General features: G+C 73.9%; 15 protein-coding genes and 1 pseudogene. 11 read left to right on the forward strand and 5 right to left on the reverse strand.

Annotated elements, in window-relative coordinates:
- Positions 1–447: 447 nt before the first annotated feature.
- From E0L36_RS04230 to E0L36_RS04250, 5 genes are all read left to right on the forward strand, one after another.
- Entirely contained in the window at positions 448–888 is a 441-nt protein-coding gene (locus E0L36_RS04230; protein WP_180927481.1) for a helix-turn-helix transcriptional regulator, read from the forward strand.
- 322 nt (positions 889–1210) lie between these two features.
- Complete coding sequence (locus E0L36_RS04235; protein ID WP_180927482.1) at positions 1211–2374, forward strand: dihydrodipicolinate synthase family protein; 1164 nt, start codon at positions 1211–1213, stop codon at positions 2372–2374.
- Between the two features lie 1087 nt (positions 2375–3461).
- A complete protein-coding gene (locus E0L36_RS04240; RefSeq protein ID WP_180927483.1) occupies positions 3462–5015 on the forward strand; it encodes an MFS transporter in 1554 nt (517 codons plus the stop codon).
- A gap of 1315 nt (positions 5016–6330) precedes the next feature.
- Complete coding sequence (locus E0L36_RS04245; RefSeq protein ID WP_180927484.1) at positions 6331–7698, forward strand: rhodanese-like domain-containing protein; 1368 nt, start codon at positions 6331–6333, stop codon at positions 7696–7698.
- Between the two features lie 157 nt (positions 7699–7855).
- A complete protein-coding gene (locus E0L36_RS04250) occupies positions 7856–8623 on the forward strand; it encodes a sulfite exporter TauE/SafE family protein (RefSeq protein ID WP_180928590.1) in 768 nt (255 codons plus the stop codon).
- A 510-nt stretch (positions 8624–9133) separates the two neighbouring features.
- Here E0L36_RS04250 and E0L36_RS04255 read toward each other — a convergent pair.
- Positions 9134–9442 (reverse strand): metal-sensitive transcriptional regulator, encoded by a 309-nt coding sequence (locus tag E0L36_RS04255; protein WP_180927485.1) that lies wholly within the window; start codon positions 9440–9442, stop codon positions 9134–9136.
- Positions 9443–9519: 77 nt separating this feature from the next.
- Here E0L36_RS04255 and E0L36_RS04260 point away from each other — a divergent pair, with 77 nt between their 5' ends.
- The 3 genes from E0L36_RS04260 to E0L36_RS04270 all read left to right on the forward strand — a co-directional run bounded on the left by E0L36_RS04260 (position 9520) and on the right by E0L36_RS04270 (position 14566).
- Entirely contained in the window at positions 9520–10095 is a 576-nt protein-coding gene (locus E0L36_RS04260) for a rhodanese-like domain-containing protein (protein ID WP_180927486.1), read from the forward strand.
- 1315 nt (positions 10096–11410) lie between these two features.
- Positions 11411–12229, forward strand: a complete 819-nt coding sequence (locus E0L36_RS04265) for a DUF5753 domain-containing protein (protein WP_258015890.1) — start codon at positions 11411–11413, stop codon at positions 12227–12229.
- Positions 12230–12964: 735 nt separating this feature from the next.
- Positions 12965–14566 (forward strand): ROK family transcriptional regulator, encoded by a 1602-nt coding sequence (locus E0L36_RS04270; RefSeq protein ID WP_219636094.1) that lies wholly within the window; start codon positions 12965–12967, stop codon positions 14564–14566.
- A gap of 336 nt (positions 14567–14902) precedes the next feature.
- On the opposite strand, the gene gdhA is transcribed toward E0L36_RS04270, so the two are convergent.
- Positions 14903–16285 (reverse strand): NADP-specific glutamate dehydrogenase, encoded by a 1383-nt coding sequence (gene gdhA / locus E0L36_RS04275; RefSeq protein WP_180927487.1) that lies wholly within the window; start codon positions 16283–16285, stop codon positions 14903–14905.
- Between the two features lie 767 nt (positions 16286–17052).
- Here gdhA and cbiE point away from each other — a divergent pair.
- The gene (gene cbiE / locus E0L36_RS04280) at positions 17053–18285 is read left to right on the forward strand and encodes a precorrin-6y C5,15-methyltransferase (decarboxylating) subunit CbiE (protein ID WP_180928592.1); all 1233 of its coding nucleotides are present in this window, start codon (positions 17053–17055) and stop codon (positions 18283–18285) included.
- Between the two features lie 128 nt (positions 18286–18413).
- Positions 18414–19178 (forward strand): precorrin-4 C(11)-methyltransferase, encoded by a 765-nt coding sequence (cobM, locus tag E0L36_RS04285; RefSeq protein WP_180927488.1) that lies wholly within the window; start codon positions 18414–18416, stop codon positions 19176–19178.
- Between the two features lie 55 nt (positions 19179–19233).
- Here cobM and E0L36_RS04290 read toward each other — a convergent pair whose 3' ends face one another.
- The gene (locus tag E0L36_RS04290) at positions 19234–20403 is read right to left on the reverse strand and encodes a cobalt-precorrin-5B (C(1))-methyltransferase (protein ID WP_180927489.1); all 1170 of its coding nucleotides are present in this window, start codon (positions 20401–20403) and stop codon (positions 19234–19236) included.
- 11 nt (positions 20404–20414) lie between these two features.
- On the opposite strand from E0L36_RS04290, the gene E0L36_RS04295 reads away from it, so the two are divergent.
- Entirely contained in the window at positions 20415–21227 is an 813-nt protein-coding gene (locus E0L36_RS04295; protein ID WP_308416624.1) for a cobalt-precorrin-6A reductase, read from the forward strand.
- Positions 21228–21297: 70 nt separating this feature from the next.
- On the opposite strand, the pseudogene E0L36_RS04300 reads toward E0L36_RS04295, so the two are convergent.
- Together E0L36_RS04300 and E0L36_RS04305 are read right to left on the reverse strand one after the other, a co-directional pair.
- Positions 21298–21711: pseudogene (locus E0L36_RS04300) on the reverse strand (SDR family oxidoreductase); the annotation flags it as partial.
- A 429-nt stretch (positions 21712–22140) separates the two neighbouring features.
- Complete coding sequence (locus E0L36_RS04305; RefSeq protein WP_374705507.1) at positions 22141–23763, reverse strand: precorrin-2 C(20)-methyltransferase; 1623 nt, start codon at positions 23761–23763, stop codon at positions 22141–22143.
- Positions 23764–23812: the final 49 nt, after the last annotated feature.

A 23812-nucleotide genomic window follows, 5' to 3' on the forward strand; every position in this document is an offset into this window, starting at 1 on the left:
TCCCGTCCGACTCCACTGTCCCGTCCGCCAGTTCGGCCCCGCCCGTTCCACTCCGGCCGCCCCGCTCCCGCCGGTGGCGGCGGTGTCCGGCTCGCCGCGCCCCACCCGCCCGGGACGTCGCGTGGTGCCGATACCGTGCCGCGGGGGTCTCGCACCGTTCAGGCGCGGCGTCCTCACGCCGTGCCCCTCCAACTCGTCCCGTGATACCGATGGTTGGTTCCTACCGGCCACGGCTGGCGGGTCGGGGGCCCTCGCTGTCCCGCGCCTCCGCGTCGTCGGCGTCCGCGTCCCGTTACTGGGGCTCGCGTTCCCGACGGCCGGAGGCGCCCGGGTCCGGCCGCCGTTGGCGCGGCACCGAGGAGCAGCGCAGGATCCCCGCTGGTTGATGGCTTGATTTCGACGCAGGGGTGGGAGAGGCTGGACGCCCCAGCATTGATGGATGTCCATATGGCCGATGCGGAGAACGGACGGGGTGCCCGGCGGGCCCCGAGCGCGCCGGACGCCGGACCCGTCCGCGACCAGACGACCTCGCCCAACGACCGCGAGCCAGCCGTCAGTTCGGCTCACCCACCGATCGCCCCACCCGATCTCACGGCGGAGGACGCGCGCACCCTGGCCGCCGTCTTCCGCGCCCTCGCGGACCCCCTGCGCCTGCTGCTCTTCTCCCGCGTCGCGGCACACCCCGGCGGCGAGATGTGCGTGACCGACCTCGGGGAACCCGGTGTCCCCCGGCCCACCGTCTCCCGCCAGTTGCGGCTGCTGCGCCAGGCCGGGCTGCTCAGTGCGGAGCGCCGGGGCGCCTGGACGTACTACCGCGTCGTGCCCGGTGCGCTCGCCGCGCTCCACGAGTTGACGCGGCGCGGTGGGGGAGCGCCGACGGAATGCTGAACGGTTCGACGCCCCGCGAGAAGCGGCGAGTTGTGGACCGTCCGGCGCGGCCGACCACCCGGGAGGCGGCGGGGGTCGCCCGGAGCGCGTTCTCCCCTCCCGCGCCGTTCCGCTGCCCCGTACCGTCGGGTGACGCACCGTTCGTTCACCGTCCGTCCTTCCAACGCCTCGCGAACCACCGAGCGTTGGCCCGGCGAGCACCAACCGCCGCTCCACGCACAGCCGGTGGACCAGCACCCCGTTCCCTCGACGTGGCACCCTCTTCCCGCGCCTCCGGCTGTCCTTCCTTCGAACCGTCCGTTGCCCGACCCCGGGAGACCCCGTGACGCACACGCTGCGACTGCCCACCGCCGAGGGGCGGACCGAGCCGTACACCCCGCGCCCGGAACCCGCCTACACGGTCCCCGAGGGCCCGCCCCGCTGCCGCGTCGCCTACGCCGCCGCCCATGTGGTGTCCGACCCGTACGCCGACAACACCCCAGGCGCACCAGCCGTGTTGGACTGGGACCGCACGCTCGCCTTCCGGCACGAACTGTGGCGCTGGGGCTTCGGCGTGGCCGAGGCCATGGACACCGCCCAGCGCGGAATGGGCCTGGACTGGCCCACGGCGGCCGAGTTGGTCCGGCGGTCGGCGGCCGAGGCCCGATCGGTCGGCGGACGGCTGGTCGCCGGGGTCTGCAGCGACCACCTCACCTCGCCGGAACCCGGCCTCGCCGAGGTAACCGCCGCCTACCTGGAGCAGCTCGCCGTCGTCGAGGAGGCCGGGGCGGTGCCGGTCATCATGGCCAGCCGGGCACTCGCCCGCGCCGCCACCGGGCCGGACGACTACCTCACGGTCTACGCGAAGGTGCTCGACCAGGTCTCCGGACCCGCCGTACTGCACTGGCTGGGCGAGATGTTCGACCCGCAGCTCCGTGGCTACTGGGGCTCCACCGACCTCGACGCGGCCTCCGGAACCGTCCTCACCCTGCTGCGCGCGCACGCCGAACGGATCGACGGCATCAAGGTCTCGCTGCTGGACGCCGAGCGCGAGCGCTGGCTACGGGCCCAACTCCCCGCTGGCGTACGCCTGTACACCGGCGACGACTTCCACTACTCCGAGCTGGTGCTCGGGGACGCCGACGGGCACAGCGACGCCCTGCTCGGCGTCCTCGCCGCGATCGCGCCGCCCGCCTCGCAGGCCCTGCGCGCCCTCGACGCGGGCGACGTCCCCGGCTACCGGGCGGCGATGGAACCCACCGTGCCCCTGGGGCGGCTGCTGTTCACCGCTCCCACCCAGCACTACAAGACCGGAATCGTCTTCCTGGCCTGGCTCAACGGACACCAGCCCCACTTCGGCATGGTCAACGGAGCGCAGAGTGCCCGCTCGTTGACCCACCTCGCCGAACTGTTCCGACGTGCCGACCACGCGGGGGCGTTGCTCCACCCCGAACTGGCCGTCCGCCGGATGCGCGCGCTGCTGGAGGTACACGGCCTCACCAACTGACCGCCTCGGCCGGTCCGTTGGCTGATCTGTGGCGCGTGCCCGGTGGCCGTCGGGGTGTTGCCGCGCCACTGCGGTCTGGTGTCCGTCCCGGCGTACCGCTTCCCGCCGTCGCCCGAGGTGGCTAGCCTCGTGCACGTCCGTACGGACGGGGTTCACAAGGTCCCGGTCCGCGGGGCGTGGTGGACGGGTGGAACTCCGAACGGGTGCCGCCACACCGGAGATGAGATGGACGCGCGCCGACGCCTCCACGTGCCCGGCCCAACGCGGCCGTGACGCGTGGCGGGAGCGCCGTCCTCCGGCCGGGGGGACGTTCTGGCCGGGACACCGAAGTCCCGCCGGACACCGTCGAGTTACCGAGCCCGCTCCGCGCGGTCTCGCGGACACGGCCCGGCCTCCGCGCTCCGTCCGGCGCTCGTCCGCATCGCCCCGGGGCGGACGGTCCGGTCCGCGGTGACCGGACACCAGGGACCGGGCTGCCGTGGAGAGTCCCGGTGGGGGTGCACTCCACGGCGGTCCCGTCGGTGGGTCCGGGTGGACGCGAACCCCGCGTCCACCCGGACCCCCGTCTTCACGCACCCACCGGCCCCCACGCGGGCCCCGCCCGTCGGCCCTGCCGGTGGGGGGTCCATCCCGGCGATGCGGCCCGTTCGTGGGGGAGCGCGTCCGGTGGGCGGCCCGTTCGTGGGGGAGCGCGTCCGGTGGGCGGCCCGGGGCCGTGGCGCGCGACCGTCCGACGCCGCTCCCGAGCCTCTTGCGCACCCTGTCGCGCTTCTCCCGCGCCTCCCGCGCCCCTTCCGACCCTCCCGTGCCCCTTCCGACCCTGCCGTTCCTCTCCCGTGCCTCCCGGACCCTGCCGCGCCTCTCCGCCGTCCGCGTGGCGGCTGTCCGGGGGCGCCCGGGTGCTTGGCATACGGGCGCCGGGGCGGTGCCCGCCGCGGGTGTACCACCGCGTGCGCGGTGTCGTTTTCGGCCGCCCCGCTCCCCAGATACGCGCTTTCGCCGTCTCGTGCGTATGTGCGACACTCATGTCTCAGCAGAGACTGGTGAGTGTCAGGCCACTCCCAGCGACGACCCGAACTGGACCCCCATGCACGCCGTTGCGCCCGGCACCACTTCCGACCTCATCCCCTCCGGCGACCGCAGGCGCTGGGCGGTGCTCGCGATCCTCTCCGCGAGCCTGCTGCTCATCGCCATGGACACCACGATCCTGAACGTCGCCTTCCCCTCACTCGTCTCCGACCTCCAGCCGACCGCCGTGGAGCAGCTGTGGATCATCGACATCTACGCCCTCGCACTCTCGGGACTGCTGGTCACGGCCGGGGCGCTCGGTGACCGCTGGGGACGTAAACGGGTGCTGCTTCTCGGGTTCGCGATCTTCGCGGGGGCCTCGCTGATCGCGGTGTTCGCCGTCTCACCGTGGCAGGTGATCGCGGCCCGCGCGCTGCTCGGCGCCGGAGGCGCGGCGATCATGCCCGCCACACTCTCCATCCTCCGCAGTGTCTTCACCGACGCCCGCGAGCGCGCCTTCGCGTACGCGGTGTGGGCGGCGGTCCTCGGCGGAGGGATGGCCCTCGGGCCGGTCATCGGCGGGCTGCTGGTCGAGAGACAGGGCTGGCACTCGGCGTTCCTGCTGAACGTCCCCGTCGCGGTCGCGGTGATCGTGGTCGGCGGCAGGATGCTGCCCGAGTCGTACGAGCCCCGGGAGGGGCGGTGGGACTGGTGGGGCGTCGTGCAGTCGATGGCCGGGATGTTCGCCCTCGTGGGCGGCATCAAACAGCTGGGCAAGGGCGGCCCGGGCTCACCCGTGGCGTGGGGGCTGCTGGCCGTCGCCGCGGTGGTGCTCACCATCTTCGTCCGGCGGCAGGCGCGGCTGGAGCAACCGCTGCTCCAGGTGCGGCTGTTCACCAGCAGACCGTTCAGCATCGCCGCCTCCACGATCTTCCTTGGCATGATCGCCATGGGAGCGGCCCTGTTCCTCATCACCCAGTGGTTCCAGTACGGGCAGGGGTACTCCCCGATCACGGCAGGGGTGCGGCTGCTTCCAGCGCCGCTCGGGCTGATCGTCACCTCGCTGGTGACGCCGACACTGATGCATCGGCTGCCGATTCGGCACGTGCTGGGCGCCGGGCTGGTGCTGATGGCCGCCGGGCTCGCGCTGCCCTGGGTGATGGAACGGTCGGGCACCCTCGGCTACCCGGCGGTCGCGGTCTCCCTCGGGGTGATCGGCGCGGGCGTCGGCGTCGCGACGACGGCGGCCTCGGTGACGCTGATGGCCTCCGCGCCCGCGCGGGACGTCAGCGGCGCCGCCGCGGTCGACGAGACGAGTTACGAGCTGGGCGCGGCGATGGGTGTCGCCGTACTCGGCAGCCTGGCGACGGCGCTGTATCGCGCGAACCTGCCCGAGCTGCCGGTGGCGGGTGAGCCCGCGGCCCATGTGCGGGACTCGATCGGAGAGGCGGCGCACGTGGCGGGCGAGTTGGGCGGCCCCGCCGGGACCGCGCTACTCCGGGACGTCTCGGCGGCCTTCACCTCGGGCATGACGCCGACGTTCCTGATATCCGCGATCCTTCCCCTGGCCGCCGCGGTACTGGCCTGGGCGATGGTCCCCAGGGACCTGCGCCCCACGGAGAACCCGCACTGAGCGCCTGGCCGCCCGCACCCACCGCCGATCGCCGCTGACCACCGATGACTACTCACCACCGGTCACTATTCACCGTCACTACTGACCGCCGGTCGCCACTGACTGCCGGTCGCCACTGACCCACCGGGACCGCTTGCCGCACTGGCGCTCACGCTGACGCCGTTCCGGCCCACGGCGTCGCAGGATTAACGCCCGTCGCACCGGGGCCAGTTGGACGGAGTAGCCGGGGCGGTCGGATGGGGTCGGCCAGTTGGGGCGGCCGGGTGGGGCGGGGTGGGGTCTGAGGTGCTCGGTCCCGGTGTCGGCCTCCCGGTGCCACCTCGTCGGGCCTCCCGGAGCTGCCCCGTCGAGTCCGCCGGGGCGTCCGGGCCGTCCGAGGTCGTTCGCGTCGGCGGCGGTTACTCGGGACGCCCGGGATCGTCCGGGCTGTCGCCTTGGGCCTCCGCCCCGCTCCTCCGTCGCCTCGCTGCCGTCTCGCCCGTGCTGGTGGCCCCGTCTCGCCCGTGCTGGAGGGGAGGGGAGGGGCTGCCGGTGGCCAGGGCAGGATCGCGTGCTCGGTGAACCCTTCGCTCAGCGCCCGTGTGCCGTCGCCTGCTGCGGTCCGACGCGGCGGTCCGGTGCGCGGTGCCGTTGCACCTGTCCGCGTGCCCGCCCGGCGCCGCGCCCGCCGTGTTCGCCCGCTGACCTGCTGCCCCTCGCTGCTCCGCGTTCCCGACCGTCCGTCCCGCGCCCCCGATGCCCCGGCCCCCTGCTCCGGCCCCCTCCTCCGACACCCGTCCCAGCTCGACTCCCTCGCTCTGCCCCCACACCCCGCCCCACACCCCGCCCCACACCCCGCCCCACACTCCGTCCCGCACTCTGCCTCCTCGTTCTCCCCCCTTGCTCTCTGCCCCCGCTCTCTGCCTCCTCGTCCTTCCCCTCCCCGCTCTCTGCGTCCGCGTCCCCCCGATCCCTCTCCTCGCCCGTCCTTGGCTCCGGGGCGCGTCCCGGGGTCGGCCTGCCGGGACGCGTCACCGTCCGTGTCCTGGCGCTCTGGCGTCCTGGTCTCAGACGCTCTGGCGTCCTGCTCTGGTCCTCGTCCGACCCCCGCCGGGGGGCGTACGGGGGCCGGTTCCCTTTCTCGTCGGGGCTCGCCGCCGGGGCTCGCCAACCGGGCCCGCAGGCCGTCCCCGTCGAGGTGTGGAGTGCGGCGGGTGGTCGTTTGGCCTGGTCACGGCCGTTCTGGTGGAAGCGGGGGTGGCCCGGAGAATACCCCCGGGGGTAAAAGTGTTACGGTCGTTGATACCCCAGCGGGGTAAGAGAAAGGAGTCCGTCCGTGTTCTTCGTCGAGATCATCGAGGTGCCGGGCCTCGGTAACCGGGGCTACCTCGCCGGTGGCGCCGACACCGCCGTGGTGGTCGACCCGCCGCGCGACATTGACCGAGTCCTCGCCCATGCCGCCCGCAGGGGCGTGCGGATCTCCCACGTCGTGGAGACGCACCTGCACAACGACTACGTCACCGGGGGGCTGGAGCTGGCCCGGGTGACCGGTGCCGCCTACCTCGTGCCCGCCGGGGCGCGGGTGTCCTTCGCCCGTCTGCCGGTCGCGGACGGCGACACCGTCACCGTCGACGCGGGCCTGACGCTGCGCGCCGTGGCCACACCCGGCCACACCCCGCACCACCTCAGCTACGTGCTGTCCGAGGACGACAGCCCCGTCGCGGCCTTCACCGGCGGTTCGCTGCTGATCGGCACCGTGGGCCGCCCCGACCTGGTCGAGCCCAGGCTCACCGGGGCGCTCGCCCGTGAGCAGCACGCCTCCGCGCGACGGCTGGCCGAACAACTCCCCGACGAGACGCGTGTCCTGCCCACGCACGGCTTCGGCAGCTTCTGCTCCGCCTCCAGCGCCGGGGCGGAGACCGACTCCAGCACCATCGGCCAGGAGAAACGCGTCAACGACGCGCTGCTCCGGGACGTCGACACCTTCGTTCGGGAACTGCTCGCGGAGCTGGGCGACATCCCCGCCTACTACGCGCACATGGGCCCGCTGAACGCCGCGGGCCCCGCACCCGTGGACCTCACGCCGCCCGCCACGGCGGACGCCGAGGAGATCGCCGGACGGCTCGCGGCGGGCGAGTGGGTCGTCGACCTGCGGCACCGGGTCGCCTTCGCGGAGGGCCACGTCGCCGGGTCGTTCAACATCGAGGGTGAGGGGCAGCTCGCCACCTACCTGGCCTGGCTGATCCCGTGGGGGAAGCCGGTGACCCTGCTGGCCGAGTCCGCCGAGCAACTCGCCGCCGCCCAGCGCGAACTCGTCCGTGTCGGCATCGACCGTCCGGCGGCCGCGGCGACGGGCGACCCCGACGGCTGGGTGCGCGAGGGCGAGTCCCTGGCCACCTACCCCCGCGCCACCTTCGCGGACCTCGCCGCGAAACCGTCCGACCCCGGGACCGTGGTGCTCGACGTGCGGCGAAACGCCGAGCGCGCCACCGGCTACCTGGAGGGCTCGACGCACATCCCGATCCACGAGCTGCCCCGCCGGGTGCACGAGGTGCCGCCCGGCACGGTCTGGGTGCACTGCGCCGGGGGCATGCGCGCCGCGACCGCCGCCTCGCTGCTGGACGCCGCCGGACGGGAGGTCGTCGCCATCGACGACCCCTTCGACGCGGCGGAGGCCACCGGACTCCGACTGGTCACCCCGTGATCGCGGGCCGTCCCGCGAGCGCCGGAACCACCGCCGGGGCGGCGCTCGCCGGGCCCTCGGCCCGCCCCGGCGCGTACTCCGGGGCATCCCGGTCCGCGCGGCAGTTCGCGCGGCGGTTCGTGCGGTGGTCCGCGCCCAGAGCGGGGCGGCCGGACTGGTGACGACGCTGCTGCTCGCGCTGGCCGCCGGAGCCGTGGTCGGCCTGGTGCTGGGCGCGCTCGGCGGGGGCGGCGGCATCCTCGCCGTGCCCGCGCTGACCTACCTGCTCGGCCTGGAACCCGTCACCGCCGCCACCGTCAGTCTGGTCATCGTCGCGGGAGTCTCCGCCGTCGCGCTCCTGACGCACGCCCGGGACGGGCAGGTGCGCTGGAAGGCGGGGGCGCTCTTCGCCGCCGCCGGAGTCGCGCCCGCCGCCCTCGGCGGCTGGTTCGCCATCCGCCTCCCGAGCGCCGCCCTCACCGTCGCCTTCGCGGTACTCGCGGCCTGCGCGGCGCTGCCGATGCTGCGCCGCCGCCCGGTCACCGGCCGTGGAAGCACCGGTGGGGCGGCGCGCGCGGCGGGGGCCGGGGCCGGACTCGGCGCGGTGACCGGGGTGCTCGGTGTGGGGGGTGGCTTCCTCGCCGTGCCCGCGCTGCACCGGCTGGTGCGGCTCCCGATGCGCGCGGCGGTGGGCACCAGCCTGCTGGTGATCACGGTGAACTCCCTGGCGGGGCTGGCCCTGCGCGGCAACACGGTGGACACTCTGGACGCGGCGGTCCTGCTGCCCTTCGCGGGCGCCGCGCTGCTCGGCGTCTGGGACGGGAAGCGGCTCGCGTCGAAGGTGCCGGAGGCTCTGCTGCGCCGGACCTTCGGCCTGGTGCTGCTCGTCGTCTCCGCCGGGATGCTGGTCGAGCTGCTGCTCGGTGTGACGGGCGTGACCCGGTGACCCCCGGACGCCGCTCCCCGAGGCGCCTCGCGGCCCGGCTCCGGAAGCCGGGCGCCCGGACCGAGATGTCGGGCGCCGATCCGAGGCTGCCCGCACCGGCTCCCGGTCCAGCCGCCCGCCACGGATCCCGGGCCTGGGCGCCGCACGCCGACGCTGGCGGCGGGCTCCGGACACGTCCACCGACTCGGGTGGCCCCACTGGCCCGGGGCCCCGCACCGCAGGCCGACCCCGAGACCAGAACCGGAACGCACTCTTCGCTCGGAGCCCCAGCCCCGGACACGGGAGCCGAGGCCCTGGGCGTGGGAGCCCCGGCTCTGGACGCGGGCACGGAACCGGCGGGCACGGAACTGGCGCGTACGGAACCGGCGGGCGTGGCCCGCGTCAGCCTGCCGCCGCCGACCCCGGGGCCGACATCCGGCCCGTTACCGGGTCCGGCAGCGGATCCGCGGGCTGGCCCGGCTCCGGACCGGGCTCCGGCCCAGGTGTCGGACTCGTGGCGCGGGAGGCGGTTCAGGCGAGGGAGAGAAAGAGCTTCTCCAGCCGGGCCCGCATCTCCTTCGGGTCCTCCACCACCGGGTTCCCGTCCGCGTCCTCCGACGTACCGGAATCACCGCCGGTCATGCACTGTTGCAGACCGGTGGCGATGATGGAGAAGCCCGCCCGGTCCAGGGCGCGGGACGCGGCCGCCAGCTGCGTCACCACCTCCTCGCAGTCCCGGCCCTCCTCGATCATCCGGATCACTCCGGCGATCTGGCCCTGCGCCCGGCGCAGCCGGTTGAGGGCGGACCGCAACTCCTCCTCCGCGAGATCCAACCGCACGACGACAACTCCTCTCGTATACCCCAGGGGGTAACCTTTCCCCCCTCAAGGGTACGCCGATCGCTAAGGAAGCACCCATGAGCACCACCCCCGTCCGCACCCTCGACGCCGCCGCGACCCGGTCCCGGCTCACCGACCTCACCATCGTCGACGTGCGCACCCCCGGCGAGTACGCCTCCGGGCACCTGCCGGGCGCGCACAACATCCCCCTCGACCGGATAGGCCAGGCGGTGCCCGCGCTCCGCGAGGCGGCCGAGCGCTCCGAGGTACTGGTCGTCTGCGCCTCCGGCAACCGGTCGCGCACCGCCTGCGCGTCCCTGGCCGAACTCGGCGTCACCGCACTCTCCCTGGAGGGCGGCACCGGCGCCTGGGCCGCCGACGGCGGTGAACTGGAGCGCGTGGAGGGCGGCCCCGCGGTGTGGGGCATGGAACGCCAGGTCCGGCTGACCGCCGGGCTGTTGGTCCTGCTCGGCCTCGGACTCGCGCTGCTGCACCCGGCGTTCGCGTTGCTCTCCGCCGGAGTCGCCGGTGGGCTGGTGTTCTCCGCGCTCACCAACACCTGCGGTATGGCCGCCCTGTTGGCCAAACTCCCGCACAACCGCTCCCGCGCCTGCGACCTCAACACCACCGTCGCCGCGCTCCGCCGCGACTGATCGCCCGTCGCGGACCCCACAGCGCGAACCCCACACCGCGAACCCTTCCCCCACTCCCCACGCCCCCACCCCTCACGACCCACGCCCCACCCGCCGCGGCCCGGGTCGCCACCCCACCGCCTCCGGCCACGGCGGGGTGGCGGCCCACGGCTGGTCGCCGTCCGGCGTGCCCAACGGGTTCCCGGCCGCGCGCCGCCATGGCCCGACGCCTCCAGCGCGTTCCGTCAGCCGCGTTGACCCGCCTGTCGTGGCCAGCGCGCCCGACGCGTTCCCAGGCCCCGCTAAGCAGTACCGGATTCCGCGTTTCCCCGGGAAAGTGCGGGCGGAGTCGCGATCGACGATTCCCCCGACGTCTCCGGTTGCCTCCTGATACCCCCGTGACGTTCCTGACGCCAAGTGATCCGCGTGCGGCGGATGTTTCCGAGTGATGTTGCCGTCAAACTCGTGATGCGTGGTGCGGTACTTCCGATACTTTGCCCACTCCTCCGCAACTTCCGGACAGCATCTTTCTGAACCGCGTCGTGCATATTGCTGCCACTGATTTTTGTGGACCGACCCCGCACGTCGTGCAATTCTCATATCAAGGCGTTCACGCAACGCCCCGAAAAAGGTGAAGCGGAATGTTTACCGTATGCGGTTGTCCCGATCGGGACCACCCTTTTCCGGGATACGGGATCCAGTGACCGGAGAATTCCGGTACGGCGCCCCGTGGCGACTCGCCCAGTCAGTTATCAGTAGCCGCACCGGTGACTCGACACCCACCGGTGCAAGTGGCAACCAGGAAAGTGCGGAGGAGGGCAAGATGACCGAAATCGCGTCCTACCTCAACGAGCGGGACCTCGGCCCGATGGAGAACGGCTACCAGGACGACCCGCAGGGCCCGGTGCTGGCCACCCCGGCCGCCGCCGTCGCCACCTGACCCCGAGTGCGATACCCCGAGCCGCCCGCCCTGCCCGAGAGCCGTGGCCCGGCGGCCGGGCGGCCAGGAGTCGCCCCAGTCGACGTCCCCCTCCCCGAGAACCGTGGCCCAGCGGTCGGACGTACCGGAAGCGCACCATCCAGATCGCCACGACACGTCATCGCGCGTCCACAACCGCCCACCTGGTGACCGCTGTTGACCAGAAACCTTCCGCCGTATTCATTCCTTTCCATGCCTGTGGATAACTTCCCCCGACATCTCCACAGCGCCTTAGTTTGGTCCTCGCCCGCGTTCCCGAAGCGCCGCTTCGAGAACCGATGACAGCGCTGTCCGCCTGCCCGCTCCCCGCGGGATCTGGCCGCACACCACCGAGGCACGTCGGAAGGCAGGAGCCACATGGGAGTCCCCGCACGCACGCTGACGCCGGACCGCTCCGCACGGGACTTCTTCGGGGCCCAGATGCGCGCCCTGCGCGGCGAGATGAGCCTGGAAGCCCTCTCCGGAAAGGTGAACATCAGCACCAGTCGCCTCTCCCTGATCGAGACAGCCGAACACACACCACCCCCGGAACTCCCCGCCCTGCTGGACGAGCTGTTCGGCACCGGAGCCTTCTTCCAGAAGCTCTACGAACTGGTCAGACGCGAGGACCACGCGGACCGCCACCGCAGGTGGACGGAGCTCGAACAGCACGCCGTGGTGCTGGAGGAGTACGCCGAGAACGAGGTGCCCCGCCTGTTGCAGACCGAGGGGTACGCCCGGGCACTGCTCGGCGCGGAACCCCATGACCTCACCCCCGAAGAGCTGGAGGACCGCGTCACGACCCGGATGGCCCGCCAGGGGGTGCTGGGCCGGACACCCACCCCACGGTTCAGCGCGATCCTCCACGAACCGGTCCTCCGGCGGCCGATCGGCGGAACCGAGGTGATGCGGGGGCAGCTGGTCTCGCTGCTCGCCATGGTCGACACCCGGTACAGCACGCTGCGGGTACTCCCACGGGGGCACGGAGAACACGCTCCGCTCGCTGGTTCGGTGACCTTGCTGACGCGGGCGGACGGCCCGTTGGCGGTCTGGGAGGAGTCCAGCGATGCGGGCACCCTGCTGGAGACCATGGAGAGCACGCGTCCCAGACGGCACGCCTACGACCGCCTCCGATCGCACGCCCTGTCGCCGCGTGACTCGGCGCGACTCATCCGATCCGTGATGGAGGCATGGTGAGAAGGGCGAACTTCTCCGGCACATGGAAGGAGTTCCCCGTCGCGGTGGGCCGCGAGACGGCGGGTAGTCGTGCCGTGCCCTCCTGAACGACCGGTAGCACCGCAGCCGATGACGGTCGTCACCGCGGCCGGACGGTGACGACCGGGAGGGTGACGAGCGGGCGAGTGCGGAAGCATCGTCGGCGGAGCTGGGCGATGCCCCAACACGGGCGCGTCTTTGGCCGGTTGCGGTAGGGCCCGCTCAGTCCGGAGTGCGACCGTCTGACCGTGCGATCACGTGATCCCGTCACGCTGTCCCGACATGTGATCCAGCGGGGTCGCACGGTACCGACGGCACCGCCGGACTGTTGAGGGCGGAGGCGGAGGCGGAGGCGGAGGCGAGGCGGAGGTGGGGAGGGGTGGGGGTGGGGGGAAGGGCCCCAAGGGAAACCCAGATACCCAAGGTGCCGCCCCCTCGCGCGCGGCGGGGTGTTGGTGTGCTGGGTGTGCGGCGGGGTGTTGGTGCGGTGGGTGTGCGCGGTGCGGTGTTGGCGTTGTGGGTGTGCGCGGTGCGGTGTTGGCGCGGCGGTGTTGGCGTGGTGGGTGTGCGTGTGGTGGGGGAGGGCGTGGTGGGTGTGTGGGGGGTGGTGGTTGGCGGGCGTTCACCCGGGGCGTAGGGCATATGACGACGCGGGGCGTTCGTCGGGGTACCCGGTACGGGTAGGTTCCCCTGAAGTCTGGGCGAGAAGGGAGCCAGATGCCCACAGGGAACCGGCGAACGGTGCGGGACCTGCGCCGCACCAACCGCGCCGCCTTGCTGCGTGAGCTGTACTTCGACGGGCCGGTCAGCCGTCAGCAACTCGCTGTTGCCACGGGGTTGAGCCCGGCCACCGTCAGCAACGTCACCGGGGAACTCCTCGCCGAGGGGCTGCTGCGGGAGGCGGGGCTGGTCGACTCGGACGGTGGCAGGCCCCGTGCCCTGCTGCGTGTCGATCCGGATCGTGGCGCGCTGATCGGTGTCGATATCGGCGCCACCCGGTTGCGTGTCGAACGGTTCGATCTCTCCCTGGACCAACGTGCGGGCGTGGAGTACCCGTTGCGGGACGTGGGGCACGGCGCGCTGGAGTTGGCCGGGCTCATCGCGGACGGGATCCGGGCCGTGCGGGACGCCGATCCCCTCGTACCGCTCGGTATCGGTATCGCCGTACCGGGGCCGTCCGTTGACCGTGCGCCGGACGGTACCCCGCGGGCCGGGGAGGACGTCACGGTGGAGGAGCTGCCGGGGGAGCGGCTGCCGGTGGCGGGCCCGCGGTGGACCGACCGGGATGGTGTGCCGCTGGAGCGGCTGGTTCGGGAGGCGGCCGAACTGCCCGCCGCCACTCCGGTGTTCCTGGTGGACGCGTCAACCGCGCAGGGGCGCGCGGAGATCTGGCGGGGAGCGGGACACGGCGCGCGGAACGCGGTTGTCGCGCTCGTGGGTACGGGCGTCGGCGTCGTCAGCGGGGGCAGCGCCTATGTGGGGGCCTTCGGCGGTGCGGGGGAGTGGGGCCACACCACGCTGCGGGTGGATGGCCGTCGGTGCCGGTGCGGTGCACGGGGGCATCTGGAGGCGTACAGCGGGGCGGAGGCCATTGTTGAGCGGTGGCGGGAGGTGGGGGGTGTGCCGTTGGCGCGGACGGTGGAGCCGGCGCTCGTCGAACTTCTCGCCTCCGGGGATCCGTTGGCGGATTCCGTGCTGGACGATACCGCCGGGTACCTGGGCGCGGGAATCGCCGATCTGGTCAACCTGTTCGGGCCGGACCGTGTGGTGCTCACCGGCTGGGCGGGCGCCCTGCTGGGGCCGCGGCTGCTGCCCGGTGTCCGGGCGGCGTGTTCCGCGCACGCCCTGCGGCATCTGATGGCCCGTACCACCATCGAACTGGGCACTGTGGAGCCGGAGTCGGCCATCACGGTTGGTGCGGCGACCCTGCCGCTCGGCCGGTTCCTCGACGGCGGGGGCCGGGCTCCGGCCGAGCCGTCGCCGGTCGCCGCCGTGGCGGTCGCTCCGGGTGTCGGTCCGCGGTCCGTGGAGGCGGAGGTGTCGACGGCGGCGCAGGTGCCCGAGGTACCCGAGGTGCCGGAGTTGCCGAAGACGGCCCGGGCGGGTAGGTCGGGCAGGGCGGGTAAGGCGGCCAGGAAGGCGGCGGCGGATCGGGCGTCAGCGGTGGACGGAGCGGACCGGGCGTCAACGGCGGTTGAGGCGACGGCTGTTGAGAGCCAGGCGGGCGGCGGGCCCCCGCTGACCGCTCCCGGCCCGGTGCGCGCGGCGCGTCGCCGCCCCCGTCCCCGTTCGACTCCCGCCGAACCCGATCCGCTCTGACCCGGTTGTCGGGTCCGGTCCGCCGTGCGCGGCTCGTCGGGACCCCTATTCGTGTCGACGATCGCCGAACCCGATCCGCTCTGACCCGGTTGTCGGGTCCGGTCCGCCGTGCGCGGCTCGTCGGGAGCTCCACATCCGCGTTGACAACGCGGCCGTACCCGGTCCGTTCTGATCCGGTCACCGGGAGCCCCGTCCACCCCGGCCTGGGGTGTCGATCCCGACCCCCGGGCGCCGATCCCGGCCCGACGGCGAACCGGTCCCGGCTCGGGGGGTGTCGACCCCGGGCCGTGGGCCCGGGGCCGGTGGTGTGCGCCGGTCAGATCAGGCCCTGGGTGCTCAGATGAGGCCCTGGGCGAGCATCGCGTCGGCGACGATCTCGAAGCCCGCGATGTTCGCGCCCACCACGTAGTTGCCCGGCTGGCCGTACCGTTCGGCGGTGCGGTGGCTGGAGTCGTGGATGTGCCGCATGATCTCGCTGAGCCGCTGCTCGGTGTAGGCGAAGGTCCAGGAGTCGCGGGAGGCGTTCTGCTGCATCTCCAGCGCGCTGGTCGCGACGCCGCCCGCGTTGGCGGCTTTGCCGGGCGCGAAGGCGACTCCCGCCTCCTGGAGCACCCGGACCGCCTCGGGGGTGGCGGGCATGTTGGCGCCCTCGGCGACGGCGATGACGCCGTTGCGTACCAGGGTCACGGCGTCGTCCTCGTCCAGTTCGTTCTGGGTGGCGCAGGGGAGCGCCACGTCGCAGGGGACCTCCCAGACGCTGGAGCCGGAGACGAACCGGGCGTGCGGCCCGCGGCGTTCGACGTACTCGGAGATCCGGCCGCGTTCGACCTCCTTGAGCTGCTTGAGGAGTTCGAGGTCGACGCCCTTGTCGTCGACGATGTAGCCGGAGGAGTCCGAGCAGGAGATGACGGTGGCGCCGAGTTGCTGCGCCTTCTCGGCGGCGTAGATCGCCACGTTGCCGGAGCCCGAGATGGAGACGCGTTTGCCCTCCAGTTCCAGGCCGCGGGCGCGGAGCATCTCGGCCGTGAACATCACGCAGCCGTATCCGGTGGCCTCCGTGCGGGCCTGCGCGCCGCCCCAGTTGAGGCCCTTGCCGGTGAGGACGCCGGACTCGTGCCGGTTGGTGATCCGGCGGTACTGGCCGAAGAGGTAGCCGACCTCCCGGGAGCCGACGCCGATGTCGCCCGCCGGTACGTCGGTGTACTCGCCGAGGTGCCGGTACAGCTCCAGCATGAACGACTGGCAGAACCGCATGATCTCGTTGTCGGAGCGGTTCTTGGGGTCGAAGTCGCTGCCGCCCTTGCCGCCTCCGATCGGCATGCCGGTGAGCGCGTTCTTGAAGATCTGCTCGAAGCCGAGGAACTTCACGATGCCCAGGTTCACCGAGGGGTGGAAGCGCAGGCCGCCCTTGTACGGGCCGAGCGCGCTGTTGAACTCCACCCGGAAGCCCCGGTTGATCTGGGTCCGTCCGCGGTCGTCCAGCCACGGGACGCGGAAGATCAGCTGACGTTCGGGTTCACAGAGCCGTTCGACGATGCGAGCGTCGACGAGTTCCGGGCGGTCGGCGAAGACCGGGCCCAGTGTCTCCAGCACTTCCCGGGCCGCCTGGTGGAACTCCGTCTCCCCCGGATTGCGGCGCAGCACCTCGGCGTACAGGGGCTCCAGTACGCGGGTGTGTATTCCGTCACTGATCCGGCCGGATGAGCTCGATACCGTCATCTATCCAGGCTCCTTCGAGGCGTGCGGTGCTCCGACGAATGCGGGTGCTCCACGCGGGCATGCGGACACGCGGGCGTGTGAGGACACAAGCGCGGTTTCCGTACGTCGTTGGACGGCCACGGCGCGTCATGGCAAGGGGGGTGCCGCGTGAGGGCGGGGCAGCTCCCGATCGCCCTGGTCACCCCGGCCGCTTCGGTTTCCGCCGCGCGCTGGTCCCTCGTCCTGGGATGGCGCGGCGCAACCGGAGCAGGGTGCACCAGTTTCCTTTAGCACCGTCCGTCAGGAAGGGTGGGTACGTCAAGTTTTCTGCCCGCCCGCGCCAAGAATCCCGGCCGCCCTCGTCGCGGGGTGTCGTGGCGGTGCGGGAGGGGTGTCGTTCCCTTCCGGCTCTCCGGTCTCCGTGGTTCCGCGCGGTGGCGGGGCCGTGGGTGCGCGTGGCGGGGCGCGGAGTGGGTGCTGGCGGTCGCCTTCCTGGTCAGGGCGGACCCGGGCCGGGGGTGGGCGGGGGTGGGAAGTAGAGTGCGGCCTGTCCCGTGGGCTGCATTCCCGCTTTCCGTTTCCTTCTCGCTTTCCTCGTTCCTCCCGCCGTTCCGTCGGTACTGGCCGTGCCTGCCAGGTATCCGTCGGTGCTTATCCGTTTCCGTCCGTGCTCGTCCGTGTACCCCCGTGTTCGTCCGTGTGCGCCCGTGTCCCTCGGTGCGTGTCCGTGTCCGCCCTGTTTCCCCGTGATGTCTCCGTGATGTCCCCGTGTCGAGGTGACGGTCGTGGTGTCCCCGCAGTCCGCAGCAGCCGCCGTGAGCGTCGTCGGGATCGGTGCCGACGGCTGGCCTGGGCTGCCGCCCGCCGCGCGGGAGGAACTCCGCGCGGCCGAGGTGCTGATCGGCGGGGCTCGTCAGCTGGCGTTGCTGCCGGAGGACTGCCCCGGTCTCCGCGTCTCCTGGCCCAGCCCGCTGCGGCCCGCCGTGCCGACGTTGCTCGCGGAGCACGCGGGCCGCCGGATCGCGGTGCTGGCCAGCGGCGATCCGCTGTTCTACGGGATTGGGCGCGTGCTGGGCGAGGTGCTGGGCGCGGAGCGGCTGCGGGTGCTGCCGCATCCCTCGTCGGTGTCGTACGCCTGCGCGCGGCTGGGCTGGCCGGTGGAGGGGACCGAGGTGGTCTCGCTGGTCGGGCGGCCGGCGGCGGGGCTGCTGGTCCGCGCGTACGAGGGGGTGCGGCTGCTGGTGCTCAGCTCGGGCGCCGGAACGCCTCGGGAGGTGGCGGAGCTGCTGACGGCGCGGGGGTTCGGGCCCTCGCGGATGTGGGTGCTGGACGATCTGGGTGCCGTGGGGGAGACCCGGCGGGAGGGTACGGCGGAGGACTGGCGGCATCCGGAGGGCTCCGCGCTGAACGTGGTCGCCGTGGAGTGCCGTCGGGCGTCCGGCGTGCCCCGGCTGGGCGGTGTTCCGGGGCTGCCGGACGCGGCGTTCGCGCATGACGGGCAGCTGACCAAGCGGCACGTGCGGGCGGTGACCCTCGCGGCGCTGGCGCCGGAGCCGGGCGAGCTGCTGTGGGACGTGGGGGGTGGGGCGGGTTCGGTCGCCATCGAGTGGATGCGGGCCGGGCGTGGCTGTGGCGCGGTCGGCGTGGAGCGGGACGCGGCGCGGGCGGCGCGGATCCGGGAGAACGCGGAGGCGCTGGGCGTGCCCGGCCTCCGCGTGGTGACCGGGGCGGCCCCCGGGGCGCTGGAACAACTCCCGTGCCCGGACGCGGTGTTCGTGGGCGGTGGGCTGACCGCGCCGGGTGTGCTGGAGCGCTGCTGGGAGGCGCTGCCCGGGGGCGGGCGGCTGGTGGCGAACGCGGTGACGCTGGAGTCCGAGGCGCTGCTGACCTCCTGGTACCGGCGGTACGGGGGTGAGCTGGTGCGGCTCGCGGTGTCGCACGCGGCGCCGGTGGGTGGGTTCACCGGCTGGCGCGCGGCGCTGCCGGTCACGCAGTGGGCGGTGGTGAAGCCGGGAGGGTGAGGCCCTCCGGGACGGCCGCCCCGGGGTGGGCGTGCCGTGGACGGGTGGGCGCGGTCAGGCATCCGGGGCTTGGGTCCAGTGGTGCGGGGAGACGTCTGGGGCCGTGGGGCCCCGTCTGGAGAAGAGCGATGACGGTGTACTTCGTCGGTGCCGGTCCCGGCGCCGCGGACCTGATGACGGTACGCGGGGTGCGGACCCTCGCGGCCTGCGACGTCTGTCTGTACGCGGGGAGTCTGGTGCCGCGGGAGCTGCTGGCGGAGTGCCCGCCGCACGCGCGGCTGGTCGACACCGCCGATCTGGACCTGGACCAGATCACCGCCGAGCTGTTGCGGGCGCACCGGGAGGGCGCGGACACGGCCCGGCTGCACTCCGGTGATCCCTCGGTGTTCAGCGCCGTCGGCGAGCAGATGCGGCGGCTGGACGCGGCGGGGGTGCCGTACGAGGTGGTGCCGGGGGTGCCCGCCTTCGCCGCGGCCGCCGCCGCGCTGAAGCGGGAGCTGACGGTGCCGACGGTGGGGCAGACGGTGGTGCTGACCCGGCTCGCGTCGCGCGCCACGGCGATGCCGGAGGGGGAGGACCTGGCGACGCTCGGCCGTAGTGGCGCGCTGCTGGTGCTGCATCTCGCCGCGCGTTATGTGGACCGGGTGGTGGAGGAATTGCTGCCGCACTACGGGCCGGACTGTCCGGCCGCGGTGGTGGCGATGGCGAGTCGCCCGGACGAGTTGGTACTGCGGGGCACGCTGGCGGACATCGCGGAGCGGGTCACGGCGGCGGGTGTGGTCCGCACCGCGGTGATCATGGTGGGGCGGACGCTGGGCGCCGAGCAGTTCGGGGACAGTTACCTGTACTCGCCCGGGCGGGAGCGCGCCTCCGGTTCCGTCAGCGGTGCCTGAGGGGTCGGGCGCCCGTACCGCCCGTACCGCCCGTACCGCTGTGGACGGTGGGCGGCTATGGCGCGGAGCGGGGGCCGCGTGGGGCGGCGCGGCCGACGATGGTGCCCGCGCGGTCGACGCAGAGCACGTCGGCGCTGACGGGGGCGCCGCGCAGGACGGTGAGCGCCTGGTCGCGCGCCGCCTCGGCCACCAGGTCGCCCAGGGGTACGCCTTCGGCGGCGCACCACTGGAGCGCGGCCAGGCCGGTGTTGGCCTCGGCGACGCGTGTGGCGAGCGTCTCGGAGGCGCCTCCGGCGCGGGCCAGTTCGGCCAGGAAGCCGGTGTCCACCTGGGAGCGGGCGGAGTGCAGGTCGAGGTGGCCGGCGGCGAGTTTGGACAGTTTGGCGAAGCCGCCGCACACGGTGAGCCGGTCGACGGGGTGGCGCCGCAGGTACTTGAGCACGGCGCCCGCGAAGTCGCCCATGTCCAGCAGCGCGTCCTCGGGGAGCCGGTACTCGGCGGTCACGGTCCGTTCCGAGGTGGAGCCGGTGCATCCGGCGACGTGGGTGCGGCCCGCGGCGCGGGCCACGTCGACGCCCCGGCGGATCGAGTCGATCCAGGCGGAGCAGGAGTACGGCACGACGACGCCGGTGGTGCCGAGTACCGAGAGGCCGCCGAGGATGCCGAGCCGGGGGTTCCAGGTGCTGCGGGCGATCTCCTCCCCGCCGTCGGCGCCCACGGTCACCTCGACGTCCGCGCTGGTTCCGCACCGGGCGGCGACGTCGGCGAGGTGGTCGCCGATGAGCGCGCGCGGCACCGGGTTGATGGCGGGTTCGCCGACGGCGAGCGGCAGTCCGGGGCGGGTGACGGTGCCGACGCCGGGGCCCGCGGCGAAGACCACCCCGGAGCCGGGCGGAAGGCGCCGCACGGTGACGCGCATCAGCACGCCGTGGGTGACGTCCGGGTCGTCGCCGGCGTCCTTGACGACTCCCGCGGTGGCCCGTTCCGGGGTCAGTTCCTCGACGGCCAGGGGGAACGCGGGCTGGTGTCCCCGGGGCAGCGTGACGTGCACGGGGTCGGGGAACTCCCCGGTGAGCAGGGCGGTGTAGGCGGCCTTGGCCGCGGCCGTGGCGCAGGCGCCGGTGGTCCAGCCGGACCGCAGTCCGGTGTGCCGCAGCTGTGCGTCCCGTCCTCCGGCGGGGCCCGGTGGGGTGCCCGTCGACTCGGTCTCGGTCGTCTCAGCCATGGAGGTACCCCGTGAGTCTCGTGGACGTCCCGCACGTGCTGGTGCTCGGTGGCACGACGGAGGCCCGGCGGCTGGTGGAGACGGTGGCTGGCTGGCCGCGGCCGCCCCGCCTGACCAGTTCGCTCGCGGGCCGGGTCGCGCGGCCGGGTCCGCTGCCCGGCGCGGTGCGGGTCGGCGGTTTCGGTGGGCCGGAGGGGATGGCGCGCTGGCTGCGCGCGCACCGGGTCGACGTGGTCATCGACGCCACTCATCCCTTCGCCGCCACCATCAGTTGCCACGCGGCGCTGGCCGCCGCCGGGGTCCATGTTCCCCTGCTCGCCCTGCGCCGCCCCGGCTGGGTGCCGGAAGTGGGTGACGACTGGCGTGTGGCCGGTTCCCTCGCGGAGGCGGCCGGGCTGCTGCCCGCGCTGGGCCGCCGGATCTTCCTGACTACCGGGCGGATGGGTCTCGGGGCCTTCGCGCACCTGGACGAGCCGTGGTTCCTGCTGCGCTCCGTCGACCCGCCGGAGCCGCCGCTGCCCGCCCGCCACATGGTGCTGCTCGACCGGGGCCCGTTCACCCTGGAAGGGGAGCGTGAGGTGCTGCGCCGCCACCGCGTCGACGTGTTGGTCACCAAGGACAGTGGGGGCGCCGCCACCGCCCCGAAGCTGGCCGCGGCGCGGGAGGTGGGGCTGCCCGTCGTGGTGGTCCGCAGGCCGCCACCGCCGGAGGGGGTGCCGGTGGCCGACGGCCCCGAAGAGGCCGCGGACTGGCTGTGGTCGCGGCTGCGCGGGGCCCTCGGCGAGGGGCCGCCGCCGGTGGCCCGCCGGGATTCGCCGGGCTGAGCCGGCCCGGCGGGCCGGGTGGGTGCCGGCGGGCTGGCCGGGCCGTCCCCGTCCGGAGGGGCGGGGGTGGTCAGACCTGGTTGTGGCCGCCGTCGACGTACAGGCTCGAACCGGTGATGAAGCTGCTCTGCGCGGAGGCGAGGAAGGCGACCGCGGCGGCGATCTCCTCGGGACGGCCGAGGCGTCCCAACGGGACCTGGGCGGCGAGCTGTTGGCCGAGGTCGGCGGAGCCCTCCGGGTCGGCCGCGAGCCCCGGCGGGCCGGGGGTCTCGGTCGGGCCGGGCGTGACGGTGTTGACGCGGACACCGCGTCCGCTGAGTTCGTTGGCCCAGGTGCGGGCGAACGACCGGGTGGCGGCCTTGGTCGCCGCGTATACGCCGAACGCCTCCGTTCCGGTGTCCACGGTGGTGGAGCCGTTCAGGATGACCGAGGCGCCGTCGTTGAGCAGGGGCAGCGCCTTCTGGACGGTGCGGCGCGTGACCCGCTCGCCGCCTGGCGCGACGACGGCTGCTGCCGCCTCCGGGACCGTTTCCAACGCGCCGTCGACGAGGGCGAACTGCCACCGGAGACCGATCCCGGGCTGCTGGCCCGCTACGTCACCACCCTGGCCTTCGGCGTCGCCGTGCGGGCCGCGAGCGGCGTCGACCGTGAGGAACTCCAGAGGATGGCCGACGCCGCCCTGCGCGGCTGGCCGCTCGCCTGAACACCCCCCGCGGCGCCCGCCGTTCGCCCCCCGTGCGGCCGCGCCCCGTCAGTCCGCTCGCGCCAGCCGGGCCGGTCGGCGCCGGCAGGGGTCAACGACCGTGCCCCGGCGGGCGGTTGGACGCCGCCCACCGGGGGCCGCCTCGCGGGCCACCCGCCGGGGCCGTCCGCCGTACCGACCCCGGGCGCGGTCATCCACCGGTGGGGTGGGTCACGTTCCGGAAGCGGGCCCGGAGGGCTCCACCGGATAGCGGCGCGGGGTCCACACGGCCTCCTCACCGCCCGCCCGGCGCACCGCCCGGGTACGGGACGAACCGACCAGGATCAGGGTCCGCATGTCGACGTCCGCCGGGTCGAGGTCCGCCAGCCGGACGACGCGCACCCGCTCCCCGGCACCCCCCACGTCCCGGGCCAGCACCACCGGAGTGTCCGGGGCCCGGTGTTCCAGCAGCAGCTCCCTGGCCTTGCCGACCTGCCAGGTGCGGCTCCGCGAGCCCGGGTTGTACAGCGCGAGCGCCAGGTCCGCCCCGGCGGCGGCCCGCAGCCGTTCCGCGATCACCTCCCACGGCTTGAGCCGGTCGGAGAGCGACAGCACCGCGTAGTCGTGGCCGAGCGGCGCCCCGACGCGGGCCGCCGCCGCGTTGGCCGCCGTGACACCGGGCACCACGCGCACCGGCACTTCCCGGTACTCGGGCAGCGCCGCCGCCTCCAGGACGGCGCTGGCCATCGCGAACACCCCCGGGTCGCCCGAGGAGACGACGGCCACCCGCCGCCCCCGGCGCGCGAGGTCCAGCGCGAACTGGGCCCGCTCCGACTCGACCCGGTTGTCCGAGGGATGACGCCGCTGCCCGGGCCGTACCGGCACCCGGTCGAGGTAGGTGGTGTAGCCGACGAGGTCCTGGGCGGCGGCGAGTTCACCCCGCGCTTCCGGGGTCAGCCAGAGCGGCCCGGCCGGTCCGGTGCCCACCACCACGACCTCACCGGCCCGTTCGCCGTCCGACTCCCCAACACCCGTGCCGAACGCGGTGGTTGGGGACCCCGTCCCGGACGCGCCCCGTCCGCCAGCCGGAACACCCTCCGGCCCGGCGGCATCGGCTGGGTCGCCTGGGGAGTACCCCGGGCCGCCCGGGACTGGCACGGCCCCGGCCCGCCCCGGCAGCACCGCGACGGAGAAGTACGGCACCGCCTCCGCGTCCACCGCGTCCAGCGGGCCGATCCGCTCCCCGCTCATCGTCGCCCGCTCCACGTAGTGCGTCTCCGCCAGCCGCCCCGAACGGGCGGCCGCCCGGCGGACGGTGGGGAAGGTACGGCCGAGCTTCATCACCACGGCGGCGTCGGTGCCCGACAGCCGGGCCGTCAGCTCCTCCTCCGGGAGGGTGCCCGGCAGGATGGTGAGCACCTCCTCGCCCTCGGCCAGCGGTGTGCCCAGCCGGGCCGCCGCCGCGCTGACCGAGGTCACCCCCGGGATCACCTCCGTCGGGTAGCGGTGCGCCAGCCGCTTGTGCATGTGCATGTAGGAGCCGTAGAAGAGTGGATCGCCCTCGGCGAGGACGGCGACGGTCCGGCCCGCGTCCAGGTGCGCCGCGAGGCGGGCGGCGGACTCCGCGTAGAAGTCCTCCATCGCGCCCCGGTAGCCCCCCGGATGGTCGGTGCCGCCGGTGGTGACCGGGTAGACCAGCGCCTCCTCGATCTGCCCGCGCAGGTACCCGGCCGCGATGGACCGGGCGATCGAACGGCCGTGCCGCGCGCTGTGGTACGCGACCACGTCGGCCTCCTCGATGACGCGCACCGCGCGCACCGTCAGCAGCGACGGGTCGCCGGGGCCGAGCCCCACCCCGTAGAGCCGCCCGCGCGCGGGCTCCGGCGCGGCCGGTTCCTCCGAG

The sequence above is a fragment of the Streptomyces sp. AJS327 genome (assembly GCF_013450295.1).
Classification (GTDB): domain Bacteria; phylum Actinomycetota; class Actinomycetes; order Streptomycetales; family Streptomycetaceae; genus Streptomyces.

What these genes read in the sequence shown, in the direction of transcription:
- E0L36_RS04230 (WP_180927481.1), top strand. Translation starts at nt 448, where the DNA reads ATGGCCGATGCGGAGAACGGACGGGGTGCCCGGCGGGCCCCGAGCGCG.
- E0L36_RS04240 (WP_180927483.1), top strand. Translation starts at nt 3,462, where the DNA reads ATGCACGCCGTTGCGCCCGGCACCACTTCCGACCTCATCCCCTCCGGC.
- E0L36_RS04260 (WP_180927486.1), top strand. Translation starts at nt 9,520, where the DNA reads ATGAGCACCACCCCCGTCCGCACCCTCGACGCCGCCGCGACCCGGTCC.
- E0L36_RS04265 (WP_258015890.1), top strand. Translation starts at nt 11,411, where the DNA reads ATGGGAGTCCCCGCACGCACGCTGACGCCGGACCGCTCCGCACGGGAC.
- E0L36_RS04270 (WP_219636094.1), top strand. Translation starts at nt 12,965, where the DNA reads ATGCCCACAGGGAACCGGCGAACGGTGCGGGACCTGCGCCGCACCAAC.
- gdhA (WP_180927487.1), bottom strand. Translation starts at nt 16,285, where the DNA reads ATGACGGTATCGAGCTCATCCGGCCGGATCAGTGACGGAATACACACC.
- cobM (WP_180927488.1), top strand. Translation starts at nt 18,414, where the DNA reads ATGACGGTGTACTTCGTCGGTGCCGGTCCCGGCGCCGCGGACCTGATG.
- E0L36_RS04290 (WP_180927489.1), bottom strand. Translation starts at nt 20,403, where the DNA reads ATGGCTGAGACGACCGAGACCGAGTCGACGGGCACCCCACCGGGCCCC.